The sequence below is a fragment of the Burkholderia sp. Bp8963 genome (assembly GCF_003854275.1).
GTDB lineage: Bacteria > Pseudomonadota > Gammaproteobacteria > Burkholderiales > Burkholderiaceae > Burkholderia.
The window spans coordinates 1-16,454 of the sequence record NZ_QTQP01000035.1 but is presented as its reverse complement, the minus strand read 5'-3'; the positions used below and the strand labels follow the sequence as shown (position 1 = coordinate 16,454).

Sequence of the window (16,454 nt, the reverse complement as noted above, 5' to 3'; positions counted from 1 at the left end):
TTGATGCTGGGGATCACCATGGCAAGCTTGCTTGATCACTTTCCGGTCTTCGAGGCGAATCAAGTCCTGATGGCCGGGCTGCTGAACGATGTCTTCGACTATCACGACGAGCATGGGCGCCAGACACGGTCCCATCTGGTGGGCGTCGGCATCGTTTGCGGCCTGGAGATCAAGCGCTTGGGCAGCGTGATCGCGCTGTCGAGGGGCTGCGGCGTGACCTCGGAGGGCTATCTGATCGTCGAGCCGCACGACCTGTCGCTGACCGCCTATCGCGACTACACGCTGCCGGCCGACATCGACTATCCGCCTTTCAGGAACGGATCGAAGCAGTATCTGCTGTGGGAGCTGTTCGAGGACGGCGTGCCGAATACCACGCCGCTCGCCACGCCGGCGAAATTCCTCGACGACAAGGCGGTTCTGCTGTTTCTCGAGCTGAAAAAGGCGCAGCTACGCAACTGCAGCCCGAACAATTGCGACGACAAGGGCTCACAGGTCACCGCAACCGTGCGCCGCCTGCTGATCGCGCAGAGCGATCTCGACAAGATCGTTGCCGCGGCCAACGCGTTGGGCAGCTGGATCACCACCGGCGATCTCGATGCGGCGTTGTCGGCCAGGCTGGACTTGCCGGATCTGCGGCTGCGCCGGTTCGACGTGCCCAACACCCATCCGGTGACGTCGAACGACGTGTATGCAGCTTTCCTCGGCATGATGCGCACCGGACGGCTCGTGCACGTGACCGGAGATGCACTGGGCAAGGCCTACGCGGCATTCCGGCCGCTGCTCGCGGCCCGCTACCCGTCCGATCCGTTTGCGAATTTCATCGCGACCTACGGCTTCCTCGACAGCGCGCCGATCAACGCCGAGCAGGTCAGGTTCCTGCAGTACTACGCGGATTTCTTCGACGATCTGCTGCGCGCTTACGACGAGTTTCGCTGGGCAGGGCTCGAGCTGAACTGCGCATGCTGTCCGGATGACCGGCTGTTTCCGCGCCATCTGGTGCTGGGGCTGCTGAATCCTGCGGCGGGCAAGCCAGATAACCGCCGCCAGGGATTCGTGCCTTCGCCGGCGATCGGGGACTGTGCCCGCAAGACCGAGGAAGTCTTGCAGCTTTTCGCGCGGCTGGTGGAGATGGCGGCGCGCTTCACCAACGCGCCTCAGTTACCCTCGCCTGAGATACCCCCGACGGAACCCGGGTTGATCGTCGATTCGGTAATGGACCCGAGGTTCAGCGTCGATCCTCAGATCCGCATCACTCCCAGCGTACAGGATTGTGGCGACAGGAAACTGGAAGACAAGGCGATACCGTACTACTACGTGCAGACCGGCTCGCCGCCGCTATATCAGCTCTGGAGCCCGACGAAGACGAGACGCAACCGCGCCAACTGCAATCTCGGCTATCACTCGGATCAGTATGCCGGCCCGGTGCCGGACTTCGTCGCCAGACCATTGTACTACGACCTCGAGCCCTACAACTTCCTGCGAATCGAGGGACATCTCGGCAAGGATTATCAGCGGGTCATGCGGACGCTGCTGCTGATGCGCTTGCTGTACCGTCTGCCGATCGACATCATCGCGCTACGCACCGGCGCGTACGACGAGCGTCAGCCGATCGACATGAGCAACGAGGCCGCACGTTTTCAGGATCTTGAGTCGCTTTATGCGGTGCTGCGCAGCGATCTGATGTCGGCGCTCAGCGAGGGCGTCAGACAGCTCTACGAGCGGACTATCAAGATGGAGGGGGGGCCGCCACTCGACGCGGGCACGCCTGAGCTCAGGCTTCTTCAGGAGTATGCGCCGCACTTCCGATTTTTGGCGAACTCGCTCGGCTCGTGGTACGAGCACTACCTGCAGCGGTTCGAGCAGCTGCGCTATCTCAACATCGGCGTGGACCCGGTCGAACAGGGCCGAATGACGTACATCTACTCCGAATTGTTCAGTGGGACACAGCGCCCAAACGGAGAGGCTAATCCGCATGTCGCCGCGATCTACTATTTCAGCAAGCTCGCCGAGAGTCTGCCCCCGACGCTGGGCGCGCTGAACTATGCGGATTTCGAGCACAAGTATCAGGACATGCTGGCGCTGATCCGCTTTTTCCGGTCGTCCATCACCAGCGTCGTTCCGCGAGAGGTCGGGGGCCCCGCGCCCGACGAAGCTTTTCTCGACCTCTGCGAAAGTATCCTGCTGGACAGCAGGCTCGACGCCATCAAGGCGGCGCAAGACAGCTACGCCGCGCGGGTTGCCGAACTGAAGCGCTTGCAGTGTCTGTCGAATTTTCTGCAGCGGGAGCCCGGCATCCAGCACAAGGCCGGCGTGCCGCTGGGCGGCACGTTCATCGTGGTCTATCACGGCGAACCGGTGCGCCCGCGACCGACTGAAGGTGTCGGGTTCGATCCTGGTGCGTTGCTGCACGAATCCCTGCGGGTGTTTGCCGCGACCCGCGCGGTGCCCGGCATCGCGCCGCGCCATGGCGTGACCGACGTTGTCGATCCGACCTTGCTGGCCAACGCGATCGACAAAATCAGTGCCGATCGCTCGCTTGCCACAAACAAGGATCTCAGCCTGATCATCGACTGGCTGCGTGGCCACACTTCGGTCCCCGGCAGCCCGGGGGGCGGGCGCATCGTCGAGGGCGATCCCGTTACCGGAATGATTGGCGAGGCGGTTGGCGGACTGACCGATGGCACGGTGATCGCCGACTTTTTCCTGCCGTACCAGGTGTCGGGTACGCCGGGCATCCAGTACGTGCTGCCGAAGGTACCGCCGACCTTCACGACCACGGTCGGCTGCACGGGCGCGGACGGCAGCGCGGAGGTTTCGATCCAGGCTAAGGGCGGGGTGCCGCCTTACGAGGTTGCGGTCGACGGCGGCGCCTATCAGGCGCTGAGTGGATCGCTGCATCTCGGCCCAGGCAACCACGGCATCCGGCTGCGGGACGCCGACGGCGCGGAAACGCCAGTGCAGACCGTGACCGTCGCGCAGCGGCTCGCCATCAGCGAGCGGGCCTCCTATGTCTGCAAAGACGGAAAGTACGTGGCGACTGCATCCATCAGCGGTGGTGCGCCGCCGTACGAAGTCAACGGCAAGGAAGTGCGCGAGGTCGTCACCGATCCGACGCCGAGCGGGACGACGGTTTCGGTTACGGTGACGGACAACCACGGCTGCACTGCCACGGCGCAGTTCAGTTACGTCTGCCCTCCGCCGTGCACGCTGCCTTGCAACGGCATCGCGCTCAACCGCAACTTCAGGTTCTTCATCCCGGACCCGGATCCCAATAATCCATACACCAGCGTCAGCCTGGGGTGCTCGGCGTTCACTGTTGAATCCGCGCAGGTGCAGGGCCACTCGGTCCCACTCGACGCCGACGCGGTGACAAACATTCTCAAGTCCACTCTGGGGCGTTTGCCGGGTGGCGACTTCCTGAACCTGGTGAACGAGTGTATGGCGCAGATCAACAAGCTCGTCGCGAGTAAGCCGGAGCTCGTCGAGGCAGGCAAGGGGCAGTGGCTGACGCTCGGCTACAAGCCAGTGTCGCCGGGCACGTCGGGTCTGCTGTCGATCGAATATTTCGAATGTCTGAACTTTGAGCTCCGGCTCGAAGGGGACTATGTGAGGTCGAGTGGAAAGACTGGTCTGAATGTCACATACACGTCCAAGGGCACGTCGATTCAGATTGGCGAAACTGTCATCTCCATTCCGCCTTTGGACGGCACCAGGACCGACAAGTGCAGCGGTACGCAGCCTGCGCCGCTGTGTCCGGCACCGCGGCCCAGCGTAGTGATCCAAGGGCCCGCAAGCGCGATGACGAATGACGCGGTCGAATTCACCGTAGTCGTTTCAGATGAGTCCCGTGATCTGAGCTTCGTATGGGACGCACCGGATGGCACGCCGGCCATGGGTACCGGCTCGACGTTCAAGACCAGGTTCGTCGAGGACGGCAAAAACAGGCCCGTGACCATTACGGCGTTCGACGCGATGGGCTGTTCAGCCGGGAAGTCGGTGTTGGTGCAGGTGATCCGTTCCCCCCGGTAGCGCGTGACCGACCACACATGCGAGGCACGGCGTGAACAGCATCCGGCAACACATCATTCGCCGCGAGATCGTCGAACTTGTCGTCACGGGCACCGAAGCGGACGGCTTCGCGCTTCAGCACGCGGTCGCGGAGCTCTGCCGGGACTGGCTCACACCGGCATTGGACGCGGCATTCTCGCGCGTCGTGCCGAGCGACGAGCATTGGAGCTTCGAGCGGCTCGACGTGGATGTCGGATGTTTCACGCTCGAAACCCTGGAGAGCGACTTCGTTGCCGCAGTCGCAACGGCGGTCGAGAAGCAAATCAACGAGCGCTCGACCTGGCCGGTCGGATTCGCGTCGGAAACCGGGCGCGCGATGCAGCGGCGGACAGACGGTCAATCGATACATGAAGCATTGCTGGATTTCCTCGCGACCGGCGCGTTGCCCTGGTGGTTTCATCTGCCTGCGGGACAGACGTTCGAGCAGGTGCTGATCGAGTCCTGGCGGGAGACCGGGCCGCCCGCCGCGCTATCGCCGGCGCTGATCGATCTGATCGGCGCGCCGGTGGCAAGGCTGCGACTGGTGCGCCAGTTCTCGACGCAGCTCATCGAGGAGTTGCTGGCGAGCCAGCCGTTTCCGGTGGCCCAGGCCGTCAGGGATTTTCGTGCGCATGTCGATTTGCGAGAAGCCGTCGAGGAACCTTCGCATGACCCGTCGCGTTCGTCGATCGATCGGCAGTGGCAGGCGGTCTTTGCCGTGCTGGCTTCGCGGCAGCCTGTCACGGTCGAGCGCCTTGTCGATGAATGGACGCGTGCAGCATCACCCGATGCGGCATCACCCGGCGAGCGCGCGCTGCGGCCGGGCGCGACGACGCTGACCGGTTCGGCGGGGCCGGTGGCCTCGAGCGAGGTTGCGCGGCCCGCAGAGAACGCGGATGGCGGTCGACACGTGGCGCCCCGTGCAGCTGCGATGCCCGGCGCGCTAGAGATGTCTGCCAGACCGATCGATCTCGACGAAGGTGTCTTCATCGACTGCGCGGGCGTGGTGCTGCTCCATCCGTTTCTCCCGACCTTGTTCGAACGGATCGGCGTTGCCGCCGGCGACAAGTTGCTCGCGCCGGATCGCGCGCTCGCGTTACTGCATTTCCTGGCGACCGGCGCGACGCGCGCGCCCGAGCATGCGCTCGTCCTGCCCAAACTCATGTGCGGCCTGCCGCCCGATGCATTGGCCGACGCGCCCGTCGAACTGACCGAGGCCGAGACGACCGAAGCCGAACAGATGCTGAAGGCCGTCATTGGCCACTGGGGGGCGCTGAGCGACACGTCGCCCGATGCGCTGCGCGGTACGTTTCTGACGCGGCCAGGCAAATTGTCCATGCGTGGCGATGACGATCTCCTGCAGGTGGAGCCGCAGTCGTTCGACGTGCTGCTCGACCAGTTGCCGTGGGGCATCGGCACGATCCTGCTGCCGTGGATGACGCGATTCCTTTGGGTGGAGTGGCGGATCTGACGATCCGGGAGGACATCGCATGGGTGCCACGAACGCAACAGCGGAAAAGACCTCGACCACGACCTCGGCGACACGCGCGCAAGCGCAGGCGCCCGGACGACAATTCTTTTCGCGTGCAGGCGGCGGTGACTTCTTCCCGCGTGTGCAGACCAAGATGACGGTCGGCCAGCCCGGTGACAAATTCGAGCAGGAGGCCGACCACACCGCCGACAAAGTCATGCGCATGGCCACGCCGTCTGTCGCGGGCGGAGCGGAAAAACTGCAGCGTCAGCCGGACGACAAGATTCGGAAAGCGCCGGCCGAAGAGCCAAAGATCCGGCGCCGGGAAGAGGAGAAGATCTTTCGCGCTGCGTCGCCCGACGACAAGATTCGGAAGGCGCCGGCCGAAGAGCCGAAGATCCAGCGTCGGGAGGAGGAAAAGATCCTGCGTGCCGCGGCGGGCGAAGGCAAGCTCCAGAAGGTCGAGGCGCCGCGGGTCCGGAAGATGGATGGTCCGCATCGCGATGAAGAGAAAATCCTGCGCGCAGCCGACGACAAGCTGCAGAAGGCCGATGCAAACGAACTCCAGCGCGACGCCGCACCCGGCGGCGGCACGCCGTCCGTCACGAGCAACGTCCAGTCGGGCATTCACGGCAGGATGACCGGCGGCGAGCCGCTCGCGGCCGACGTGCGCGGCTACATGGAACCCCGCTTCGATGCAGACTTTGCGAACGTGCGCGTGCATCACGACGCCGAAGCCGGGAAACTCAGCAATCAGCTGGGTGCTCGGGCATTTACGTACCGGAATCACATTTTCTTTTCGCGTGGCGAGTACCAGCCCGGCACGAGCGACGGCAAGCACCTGCTGGCGCACGAGCTGACGCATACCATCCAGCAGGGCCACTCGGTGCAACGGGCACCGCAGATCTCGACCACCGCATCGCCGTCGACAGTGCAGTGCCTGGGAAAGCAGGATGCGCTGGACAAGTTCGCAGAATGGGCATATGCGATCCCGGGCTTCCGGCTGTTGACGCTGATCCTCGGCTTCAATCCGATCAGCATGCGTTCGGCCGACCGCACTGCGGCCAACATCCTGCGCGCACTGATCGAGTTGATGCCCGGCGGCTCCTTCATCACGCGGGCGCTAGACAACCACGGCATCATCAACAAGGCTGCGGCCTGGGTCGAGGCAAAGCTCAGCGAGCTGGGAGATATCGGCAGCGAGCTCTCGACGGCGCTCAAGAGCTTCCTGGATTCGCTGAGCTGGAAGGACATCTTCGACCTGGACGGCGTGTGGGAGCGCGCGAAGCGCATCTTTACCGACCCGATCGAGCGGCTGAAGAACTTCGCCATCTCCACCGCGCTCGAACTGCTCAAGATAGTGAAGGACGCGATCCTCAAGCCGCTCGCCGTGCTGGCTCAGGGCACGCGCGGTTACGACCTGCTGTGCGTATTGCTGGGCGCGGATCCGATTTCAGGCGAGCCGGCGCCGCCCACTGCCGACAACCTGCTTGGCGGCTTCATGAAGCTGATCGGCGAAGAGGAGATCTGGCAGAACATCAAAAAGGGCAATGCGATTGCGCGCGCGTTTGCATGGTTTCAGAACGCGGCGGGCGGATTGAAGAGCATTATGCAGGCGATCCCGAAGAAGATCATCGATACGATCAAATCGTTGACCTTCATGGATGTCGTCACGGTGGTCGGCGCGTTCGGCAAGATCGTTGGCGCGTTCGTCGACATCGCCGGCGATTTCATCCGCTGGGGCCTGACGACGATCTGGGAATTGCTCAAGATCATCTTCGATGTCGTCAAGCCGGGCCTGATGGGCTACATCCAGCGTACCGGTGGTGCGATCAATAGCATCCTGAAGAACCCGATGCCGTTCCTCCACAACCTGGTCGCGGCCGCCAAACTCGGGTTCACAAATTTCGCCGCGAATTTCGGCACGCACCTGAAGGGGGGGCTCATCGAATGGCTCACAGGCTCGCTGCAGGGCGTCTATATCCCGAAGGCGATGACGCTGATCGAACTCGGCAAGTTTGCGCTCAGCGTGCTGGGCATCACGTGGCAGCAGATCCGCGGCAAGATCGTCGCCGCGCTCGGGCCGAACGGCGAGCGGATCATGCAGGGGCTCGAAACCGCGTTCGATGTCGTGATGGCGCTGGTGAGGGGCGGCGTCGCGGCGGTCTGGGACCTGATCAAGGAAAAGCTCGCCGATCTCAAGGACCAGGTGGTCAGCGGCATCATCTCGTTCGTCACCGATACGATCGTGAAGAAGGCGATCCCGAAGCTGATCGGGATGTTCATCCCCGGCGCCGGGTTTATCCCGGCGATCATCTCGATCTACGACACCATCATGGTGTTCGTGCAGAAGCTCACCAAGATCTTCCAGGTGGTGAGTGCGTTCATCGATTCGATTGTCGCTATCGCGGCAGGCAACATCGGCGGCGCGGCCAAGCGCGTGGAGAGCGTGTTGGCAGGGCTGCTGTCGCTCGCTATCAGCTTCCTCGCCGGGTTTCTGGGGCTGAGCAAGGTCACCGACAAGATCATGGAGGTGGTGCAGAAGGTGCGGGCCAAGGTCGATGCGGCGATCGGGGCGGCGGTTAATTGGGTGGTGGGGAAGGCGAAGGCGTTGTTTGCGAGCTTGTTCTCGAAGAACGGCAAGCCGGATGACAGGACGGATGAGCAAAGGGAGACAGACAAGAAATCTGCGTTGGCGGAGGCCGAGGCACTGGTGCCTTCACCAGACGATTTCGATGAAGACAGGATATACGGCAAGCTTGGCGCTATCAAATCGCGCTATCGGTTGACGGCGCTGGAACTGGTAGTCGAGTCCGAAACAGAGAGCGAAGAGCTATTCCATTTCGAGGCTGCGGCCAGTCCCAATACTCCTGGCCACCACCTGAAAGGCAAGAAGGGCAAACCAATCGGTTCACTCGGTGTGAAGAGGAGCATGTTGGGCTGGGAGCAACCGACCTTGGATCACTTCCTGAAGGATCCGATCTGGAACAAGATAGAGAGTACATCCGGAGATTACAAGTCCGCCAAAATTGATATTCGCCACAAGGTGTCCATCAGTGACACCATTGCAAACACGGATAAAGTCCTCGGTAAGATGACAGTGAGCGAAGCGGCCAAGGAGTTGAGGGGTAAGACAGTGGACGGAAAGAATTTTGCGCCGCCAGAACCGGTCAAGGGTAAGCCGGGTATCGTCGTCGCCGCGCGCCAGTACTTGCAGGCGGCCAACAATGACTTGTCCAATCTCTTTCTCGGGGATGCGTCAGTCAATCGCAGCCTAGGCAAGAAATATGACACCGGTTGGGCTGGGTCTGATGACGATCCGAGTAAGCAACAGCAGGAATATGCCGACAAATGGGGCTTCAAGGTTGAGGATGAATATTTCTCCATTACGATCGAGCGACAATCCAGGCGCCGTGGGACGTCGAATGTTACAAAAGACCTAACCCCTACGTAGGCAAGCGGCTATCCTGTTGGCACAGTAGGCCCTTGGCACGGACAACAGCGAAGATGAGGAAAATGAGGTCCATCGACGAAGCAACTGCCCCTGATCCTGAAAGCGTTATCGCCACTTTGGACGAGTTGGTAACGTCGCTGGGTTGGCGTCTACACGCTTTCAATCGCGACGACGAGTCGGTCGGACTGGTCTCTTTGGGGCACGATCCGTTCTTCGAGCAAATCATTTGGATCTACGATACAAAGCGGGCCCTCGTCCGTTGCCTTTTGGTCGGACGCGAGAGGATCCCCGCAAATCGCGAGGCCATCATCTTCGAACTCTGTGCCCGCATCAACGATGGTCTGATTTTCGGATGTGCGGAATACAGCTTCTCCGATTGCGCACTTGTTTTCCGTGACACCGCCCCTGTCGGGGCCGGGAATTTGAAGGAAATACTGACCGATCTGAGCGGGCGAGTGCTCAATCTCGGGGCTCGCTATCGGCCTGTCATTGCTGCAGCGCTCGCTGGTAGCAGCGCGATCGAAGCGATGACATATGAGAACAGCTCCGAGGGCAATGGGGCTCCAGAGGCACGTTGAATGCTGACGCGCATGCACGGAGAGTTTTCGACAATATGAGTTCCAACGCCGGCAATCTCGATCTGGTCCTGGAGTGGCTTGAACGTATAGTTTCTGGCCGTTTGAAGGTGCATTTCGAGAAGGCGGATCGCGTTGAGACAGGGGCGCTTGGTTACTGTGATGACGAGTCCTGGTTGCCGCGCTTTATCGCACAGCAATCACCGTCGGCGATGGAATTTGCGGTGTTGATGCTAGCACTTGTGCCGCATGTACAGCCTGTTCTATTCGATAAGATCATCTCCGCGTACCTGCCCGATGGTGGCGATTTTCCGGAGTTCGGTGGCGTCAGGGGCGCCAATCATCGCAGCATTCTGCCGACTGGCGAAACAGCGCAATTCATCCTGGCCGGCGAGGATCTCGAGCGGCGCTTTGAAGTCCAGCGCATCCTGTCAAGCGATCACTGGTTCGCCCGCAAACGCATATCGTGGCTGGAGCCTGTCCGCGAAGGCGAACCCATTATGAGCGGCCGCCTGATCATCAACCCGGAAATCATCGAGGAAATCGTCACCGGCAAAGTCGGCCGCCCGGCTTTCAGCCTCGACTTTCCCGCCGAATACATCGAGACATCGATGGACTGGGACGATCTCGTGCTCAATCCTGCGACGCGGAACCAGATCTGCGAGATCGAGAACTGGATCAAGCACAACGATACGCTGCTCAACGAATGGGGCATGAGAAAGCGGATCAAGCCAGGCTACCGCGCGCTGTTCTACGGCCCGCCCGGCACCGGCAAGACGCTCACCGCGATGCTGCTCGGCAAGCAGACCGGCAAGGACGTATTTCGCGTCGACCTGTCGCGGGTCATCTCCAAATATATCGGTGAGACGGAGAAGAATCTCTCGAGGCTGTTCGACAAGGCGGAGAACAAGAACTGGATCCTGTTCTTCGACGAGGCCGAGGCCCTGTTCTCCAAGCGCACGGACATCCGCGACGCGCACGACAAATACGCGAATCAGGAAGTCGCGTATCTGCTTCAGCGGATCGAGAGCTACAACGGGCTGGTGATCCTCGCATCCAACCAGCGTGGGAATATCGATGACGCATTCGTGCGCCGGCTGCAGGCGATCATCCCGTTTCCGATGCCGCGTCCGGAGGAGCGCTACGAGATCTGGCGCAAGACGTTCCCCCCGCAGATCGCGATCGCCGACGATGTCGACTGGCATCATGTCGCCGCCCGGCACGAGTTGACCGGCGCCGGCATTCTCAACGTCGCGCACTTCTGCGCGATCGACGCGCTGGCAAACCAGTCGCTGCAAGTGGATCTGAAAAGCCTGGAAACCGCGATCAAGCGCGAGTACGTCAAGGAAGGAAAGGTGATGTAGGTCGTGTGCTACGATGCTCCGTCGTATATTTGACCTTGGCCGCCGGGAGCGACGCTTGACAACGAGTGCGTTATGTTATCGGTTGATGATTCAGCTGATCCAGTAGTCAAAAGAGAGGCATTCTGTCCCTCCGATGTCTGTTTCGTTTCACCTCGAGCTGCTACGCCACGATCTCTCTGAATTTGCGCGCTAGAAGCCAGTAGCTCGGTTTTCCGTGCAGAGCCAGCCGATGTGCCAAAATAGAAACCGATGATCGTAATCCATGCTGTTCCTAACGCGCCGACGACCACGTTGAGCATTTGATTATCTTTGGATCCGTTCGAGATTCCAGGAATAAGGAGTGCAGCAATCGTTAGAAAAAATGCGAGAGAAACACCAACTGCCAACGCTTTCGGCACCCAATCCTTCAACCCGATTTGCGCTTGCCGCGCCGCCTCCCGATCAGCGGCGGCAATGCCTGCCAGCTCAAGTTCTTGTTGCATTTGCGATTGCGCCGCGGACAGCGTCAGTTGTTCGAGCATGGGTCCGTGACTGGATTCCGTATCTTTGACTTTTTGCATTCCCCCGACCTGGCCGAGCGCTGTCAATACCGAATCTGGGTCGCCCGGTACACTCAAGGCGTGAGAAATCAGCTTCGCTGCAGTGGTTACGGCAAGGCCAACTGATCCTCCCAACAATCCGGAAAGTAAAGGTGCATCATCCTTTATCAGAGCGGCAACTTTCGTCCAGTCCATTACGCTGCTCCCAGCAGGAGATTGTTGGCTACTCGATCGACCCATCCGCGTCCGAAAGTCGGCCATGCGTGAAGGTCCTTGAGGTACTTCAATCGATACGCGAGGAAACGCAAAATGAACACGTGAGGGTCGGTATTTATGATCGCCTTCAACGTCTGGTCCCCGTATTTCCCGTCTATTTCGATCGGTCCGTTACATGATTTTTGTATCCACAGTACAACAAGTCCTCCATTAAAATTCGCGTCGAGAATTTGAAATGCCACCTGCGAACTATACGCATCGACCTCGTCTAGTTTAAGCGGATCCCAGTACTTTGACTTAGCGATGCGGTAAGCCCTTTCCTTAGGTAGCAACTGCATCGGCCCCGAATACCCATCGGCGCGTGCCACCCTCGCGGTAACACCCCACATCGTTTCGCCCCCAGGATCATTGGGATTAAACGAGTAGCCTCCCTCGTTACCGATCAGTCGGCTAAATGCTACACCGAAGCTCATGGTCATCTCCTTCACGACAATGATGTCAAGTCGCATGCAGCGGCGACAACCTGTGTACGAAACCGCAACATAGAACAGCAACTGCTTTGGAGCTACGCTATCAACCCGCGACCGCCCCTCGCCCCTCTCGAACTTTCGAGCTCCAGAGGGGTGCCGCCCTCGCGGCAACGGTGACGACTCACGAGAAAGCGCTTTGCCCTCTTTACGCCATTGAATTATCTAGACGAACAATGGAAGAATGAATGGGTCGACAACCTATTTCTGTAGTAGGGAAAACCACCCGGGATTTACCTGAATCGCGGCGTTTGTGTACGAATCGCTGTAGCGGTTGCGGCGAACCTCGCAGGAACAGTCTCGGCGATAATCTTTCCGAGCGCGTCCCGCGCAGGTATTCCGCCGTGTTTGTCGACGGTGAGAGCGGTCGATGCAATACACTGGAGGTTGCGCAATGTTCGCCGCTTCGAGGACTAGATCGTCTGAATTCGCGCGGCGCCTACGCGGCTTCTTGTGCAAGGTTTCGACGTTTACAAGTCGGCACTTGCATGCGACAAAGGCGTATCGGCGCGTGTTCGCACCGTTGCGCTGCGCCAGATCGGATGCGGCGACTTCGTTCTCTTTCCAGGTCGATTTCCGATCGCAGAAAATTTTGCCCGCGTCAGATGCGGGCTACTTTCCGATTGCGATGGTCATCTCACGTCGTGGTTGAACCCTAAAAGTCCGGGCAAGATAATCGTATGAACTACTTCGGCGAACTTCAAGATTTGCGTTTCCCACATGGACCATTGCGAATCGAGCGACTCAAGGCGCGAGACTCGCTTGAGCCAACCTTGCTGTCGCTGGCCAGCAGAAAGCCATGCTTGCGAGATTGCGATCAGGCTTATCTTTGCTCAAGCGTCGCGCGCACGATGGTGAGGCGCCTCTCGATTTCTGCAGCCGAATACGGATTCATCGTTGGATCAGCGGACGCGAAGTCGTACACCGCTTCCAGATTTCTCAACGTCATCGTGTTATTAGGTTCGACGGCAATCGCCTCGAGCAAGTCGTCGGCGAGCGCCTTGATCGTTGCCGACTCGTCGATTCGAAACTGACTGTCGACCGGCGCGGTAATAGCCGCAAGGTTGCGGGCGCCGCCGAAGTCGGGGGCCAGTTCCGCAGCTTCCCGAAAGAGTGCGGCTGCGCGCTTTTGAGGCGCCGTTGGCGCTGGCGACGTTGATTGCGCCCAAAGTAGAAATCCCTTCAACGCGCGTGCAAGCGCGAACGCACGTGGCGCGCCGTCGACGCCAACCGCACGTTCATACTCGGACAGTCCGGTGCTGATCCAGTCGGTCGCCAGTTGATGATTGAGGCCGTGTGAACCGTCCGGCGTTTGCAAGCGCACATAGCCGACAACAGCGTCGAAGTATCCCAATTCCGGCAGGAATCGCTGCAGCGACCAATCCGCGGTGCGGTTGCGGGCCCGTATCCAACCCGATTGTCCACCAACCTTCGAGCTGATCTCCACCCAATCGGATCGCGTGCCTATGATCTGATAGGCAAACGGCGTGCGTGGATCGACGAGGATGGGTTCGCCGGGGACCGCATCGTCCGGGTTCTTGCGAACAGCCAGATTCTTTCGGAACGCACTTTCGATAGCGGACAGATCGGCGCGTGTGACCTGTCGCGGAGCCATTGCAACAGCCTGAACGGGCAACGCACCGTTCAGGCGCAGGGGGGGCTCCTGCTTGCTTCGCAGCGTGACGTTGATCATATCTGTCGCGCCGCGACGCAGGAAACGGACATAGCTCTGGACGAAGATCTGCTCTCCTTCCTCGTATATGCGTCCCCAAATGACCACGAGACCGTTTCCGGGCCGAACTATTTCGGGGCCGTCGCCATGCGTCACTTTGGCGATGACGTCGTCGACGTCGCAATCCCGCCCGGGCTTGGCCACCAATGTGGTGACGCCGATGCTCCCATACTTGAGTATTGAATAGAGCACTTCGAATTGGACCAGCGCGGCAAGTCGTGAGCCGGATGCAGTCACGTCCGGATGCTCGCTCTTCAATGCCACCCGATACGGGAGGATCAGCACATTGACCGCGGCCCCGCCAAATACGCCGGGCGAGTCGCATGGGCGCTGCTCGACTGCCCATGCCGGTGAGTTCAGTGCGAACGCGAAGCTAAGGAAAACGGCCATGACCGCAACACGCATCGATAGTCGCTTCACGGGCGCACTCCCGTGCCGGCGCAGGGCGCTTTGGCATCGTACAGTTGGAGTTGGAGCAAGCCAGGCGACGTATGCGCAGGATCCATCTGCGCCGCACTGACTGCGCGACCTGCGGTAAGGTTCACGAACGATCGCAGGCCATCTATGCTCGTCAGTTCCTGTCCCCTGGGAAGCCGCGTGGCAACCTGCTTCAAGAGCAGGTTCGCTTGACACAAATTGGCATGCGCATTCTCGTAGTTCTTTTCGCGCATCGCCTTGATCCCGAGTGACACTGCAATGAATGCATCGATGTCCGTGCTGCGCGCGATCAACTGGACGAAGTCGTTGGTAGGCGAACTGCTTCGTTCGGGATACGCGATCCGATGGAAACCTGTGGGGAGGCTGGCATCCGTGTTGGTGGCAAAGCGCAACGGGACAAGCAGGAAATTGATCAAGGCCTGTTGATTCACGCTGCGCCCGCCCTGTTTTTGCGCATCGAGCCGTCCCCAGATCTCGATCAGCACGCCCTGGTTGTACAACGACTCGACCAGTCGAGGATCGTTGAAATCCTGGCCGTCGAATGCCGGCGTTCGATTGACGCAGTTCGCGAAGTGCACTGCGGCATTCGACGACTGAATCCATTTCTCGTCACGAGCTTGATCAAGCTGCCACTGCAATCGAGCGAGAAATCGCAGCATCTCGTCGCGGCTGGCAAAGGCGGCAGGCGTATATTCGGGTTCGTCCAGGAACGCCACGTACTGGGTGGGCTGGCCGTGCTGCGACGATTCGTTGCAGTCGATGATTCTGGCGTGTGCGACAGCGATAGCCGTCACGGCCGTTGCCATGACCCATCCTTTTATTAATGAAGAAACAGGCATCGCTACCTCGCTCAACGAGAGAGTATCTTGATGTTCTGATCAAGCGTGTCGGAGAGTTGCTGAAATTGGTCATCCTTCGGCGTATCGGCAATCCTGTCGAAGTACGCCACGGACTTGCCTTGCCGCGCATCGAGCACAAGTCGTCGGTATTCGACAAGCAGCGGCTCCGCCTTGGTGCAGTAGGCTGCCCCAAGTACGCGTATCACTCGCATATGTACCTCCCATCCGAATTGCTTCGTCGGCCTCTCGATCACACTGGGAAGCACGCGACACACGCTGGGCGCATCGGTGAGCGCGAGTGCGCGCAAGCCGGCTTCAGCACCCAACGCGCGATTGCCTCCGTAGCGCATCTCGTACAGCAAAGGCGTAATCGCGTGCTCGCCATATAACGAGAGCAACACGGCTGCGCGCTCACTTGTATCGACGTCGGCGTCCGCCTTAGCCATGACATCCAGTTGTGCCTGCATTTCTTTCGCATACGAGAGCTGGACGGTTTGCCGTTGCAAGGCGAGGTCCACGGAATCCTTGATGAAATATCCGAGTACTGCCAAGACAATGCTGCCGAAGAGAGAGGGAAGCGCAGGCCCCATCCATGTGAGGAACCGCGCCAGGCGGGACGTAGGCCTCGCCTGCGCGTTTGCCTCGAGTGTCTCGAGCCGGTGAATCAATGACGGCTGCAGGCGTTCGAGTTCGGATTCAATCCGGTCGACGCGGTCTTCCACGGATGGCATGCTCCCGTCTCCCCGTGTTGGGAACTCGCTTCATAGCCATAACCGGCCCAACGGGCCCGGATGATCGTCTTCGCGCCACGTCACCGTGTCACGACATTCGCGATGGTCATGATTCGGTCAATGCCCTGATTTCACCGAAAACGTCACACTGGAACGACCGGCACATGGCATCCCGAGTGCCAATCATCGAACGAGCTTTCAAGCGTGCGGACCACGTTGCACGATTGAACAAATGGTAGTGCTTCCGCTTCGTTTGGCAAAGCGCATCGAATGATGGCTCGCGGTACCGGATCGACCGGCTTTTACGCGAACGTAGGTTTAGTCCGCTAAATTCGCACAACCGGACTTTGAGAAAATTCGCCGACAAGACCATGACAAGTGCTTTCGGGGCGTAAGAGACGGATTCAAAAAGGCTGCTCCGTCCGTCTGAAGATGTTCCAGCAGACGAGGCAGCAACCGAGTTTGAGAAATGCTTCGTGAATGTCGGCCCGACGTTCAAAGCGAATGCGAAGACGACGGAA

General features: G+C 60.0%; 10 protein-coding genes and 1 pseudogene. 5 read left to right on the top strand and 6 right to left on the bottom strand.

The features are described 5' to 3' along the window. Positions 1-3: 3 nt before the first annotated feature. From DID96_RS25565 to DID96_RS25545, 5 genes are all read left to right on the top strand, one after another. Entirely contained in the window at positions 4-4,029 is a 4,026-nt protein-coding gene (locus tag DID96_RS25565; protein WP_124602044.1) for a PKD domain-containing protein, read from the top strand. Positions 4,030-4,060: 31 nt separating this feature from the next. Beyond that, entirely contained in the window at positions 4,061-5,518 is a 1,458-nt protein-coding gene (locus DID96_RS25560) for a contractile injection system tape measure protein (protein WP_221624609.1), read from the top strand. 19 nt (positions 5,519-5,537) lie between these two features. Beyond that, entirely contained in the window at positions 5,538-8,972 is a 3,435-nt protein-coding gene (locus tag DID96_RS25555) for a DUF4157 domain-containing protein (RefSeq protein ID WP_124602042.1), read from the top strand. 62 nt (positions 8,973-9,034) lie between these two features. Beyond that, positions 9,035-9,550 carry a YbjN domain-containing protein gene (locus DID96_RS25550; RefSeq protein WP_124602041.1) on the top strand — a complete coding sequence of 172 codons (516 nt, stop codon included), beginning with the start codon at positions 9,035-9,037 and terminating at the stop codon, positions 9,548-9,550. Positions 9,551-9,585: 35 nt separating this feature from the next. Further along, entirely contained in the window at positions 9,586-10,911 is a 1,326-nt protein-coding gene (locus DID96_RS25545; RefSeq protein ID WP_124602040.1) for an ATP-binding protein, read from the top strand. A gap of 8 nt (positions 10,912-10,919) precedes the next feature. Here the strand turns inward: DID96_RS25545 and DID96_RS25540 are convergent, their stop codons facing one another. The 6 genes and pseudogenes from DID96_RS25540 to DID96_RS25515 all read right to left on the bottom strand — a co-directional run. Then, the gene (locus DID96_RS25540) at positions 10,920-11,645 is read right to left on the bottom strand and encodes a hypothetical protein (RefSeq protein ID WP_124602039.1); all 726 of its coding nucleotides are present in this window, start codon (positions 11,643-11,645) and stop codon (positions 10,920-10,922) included. After that, positions 11,645-12,139, bottom strand: coding sequence for a glycoside hydrolase family 108 protein (locus DID96_RS25535; RefSeq protein WP_260464008.1), 495 nt, complete (start codon positions 12,137-12,139; stop codon positions 11,645-11,647). Before DID96_RS25535 ends, DID96_RS25540 begins: the two co-directional genes overlap by 1 nt. Positions 12,140-13,016: 877 nt before the next feature. Next, positions 13,017-14,345 (bottom strand): hypothetical protein, encoded by a 1,329-nt coding sequence (locus DID96_RS25530; RefSeq protein ID WP_124602037.1) that lies wholly within the window; start codon positions 14,343-14,345, stop codon positions 13,017-13,019. After that, positions 14,342-15,169 (bottom strand): hypothetical protein, encoded by an 828-nt coding sequence (locus DID96_RS25525; RefSeq protein WP_124602036.1) that lies wholly within the window; start codon positions 15,167-15,169, stop codon positions 14,342-14,344. Before DID96_RS25525 ends, DID96_RS25530 begins: the two co-directional genes overlap by 4 nt. A gap of 44 nt (positions 15,170-15,213) precedes the next feature. Then, positions 15,214-15,933 carry a hypothetical protein gene (locus DID96_RS25520; protein ID WP_124602035.1) on the bottom strand — a complete coding sequence of 240 codons (720 nt, stop codon included), beginning with the start codon at positions 15,931-15,933 and terminating at the stop codon, positions 15,214-15,216. Between the two features lie 404 nt (positions 15,934-16,337). Next, a pseudogene (locus DID96_RS25515) lies at positions 16,338-16,454 on the bottom strand (IS5/IS1182 family transposase); the annotation flags it as partial.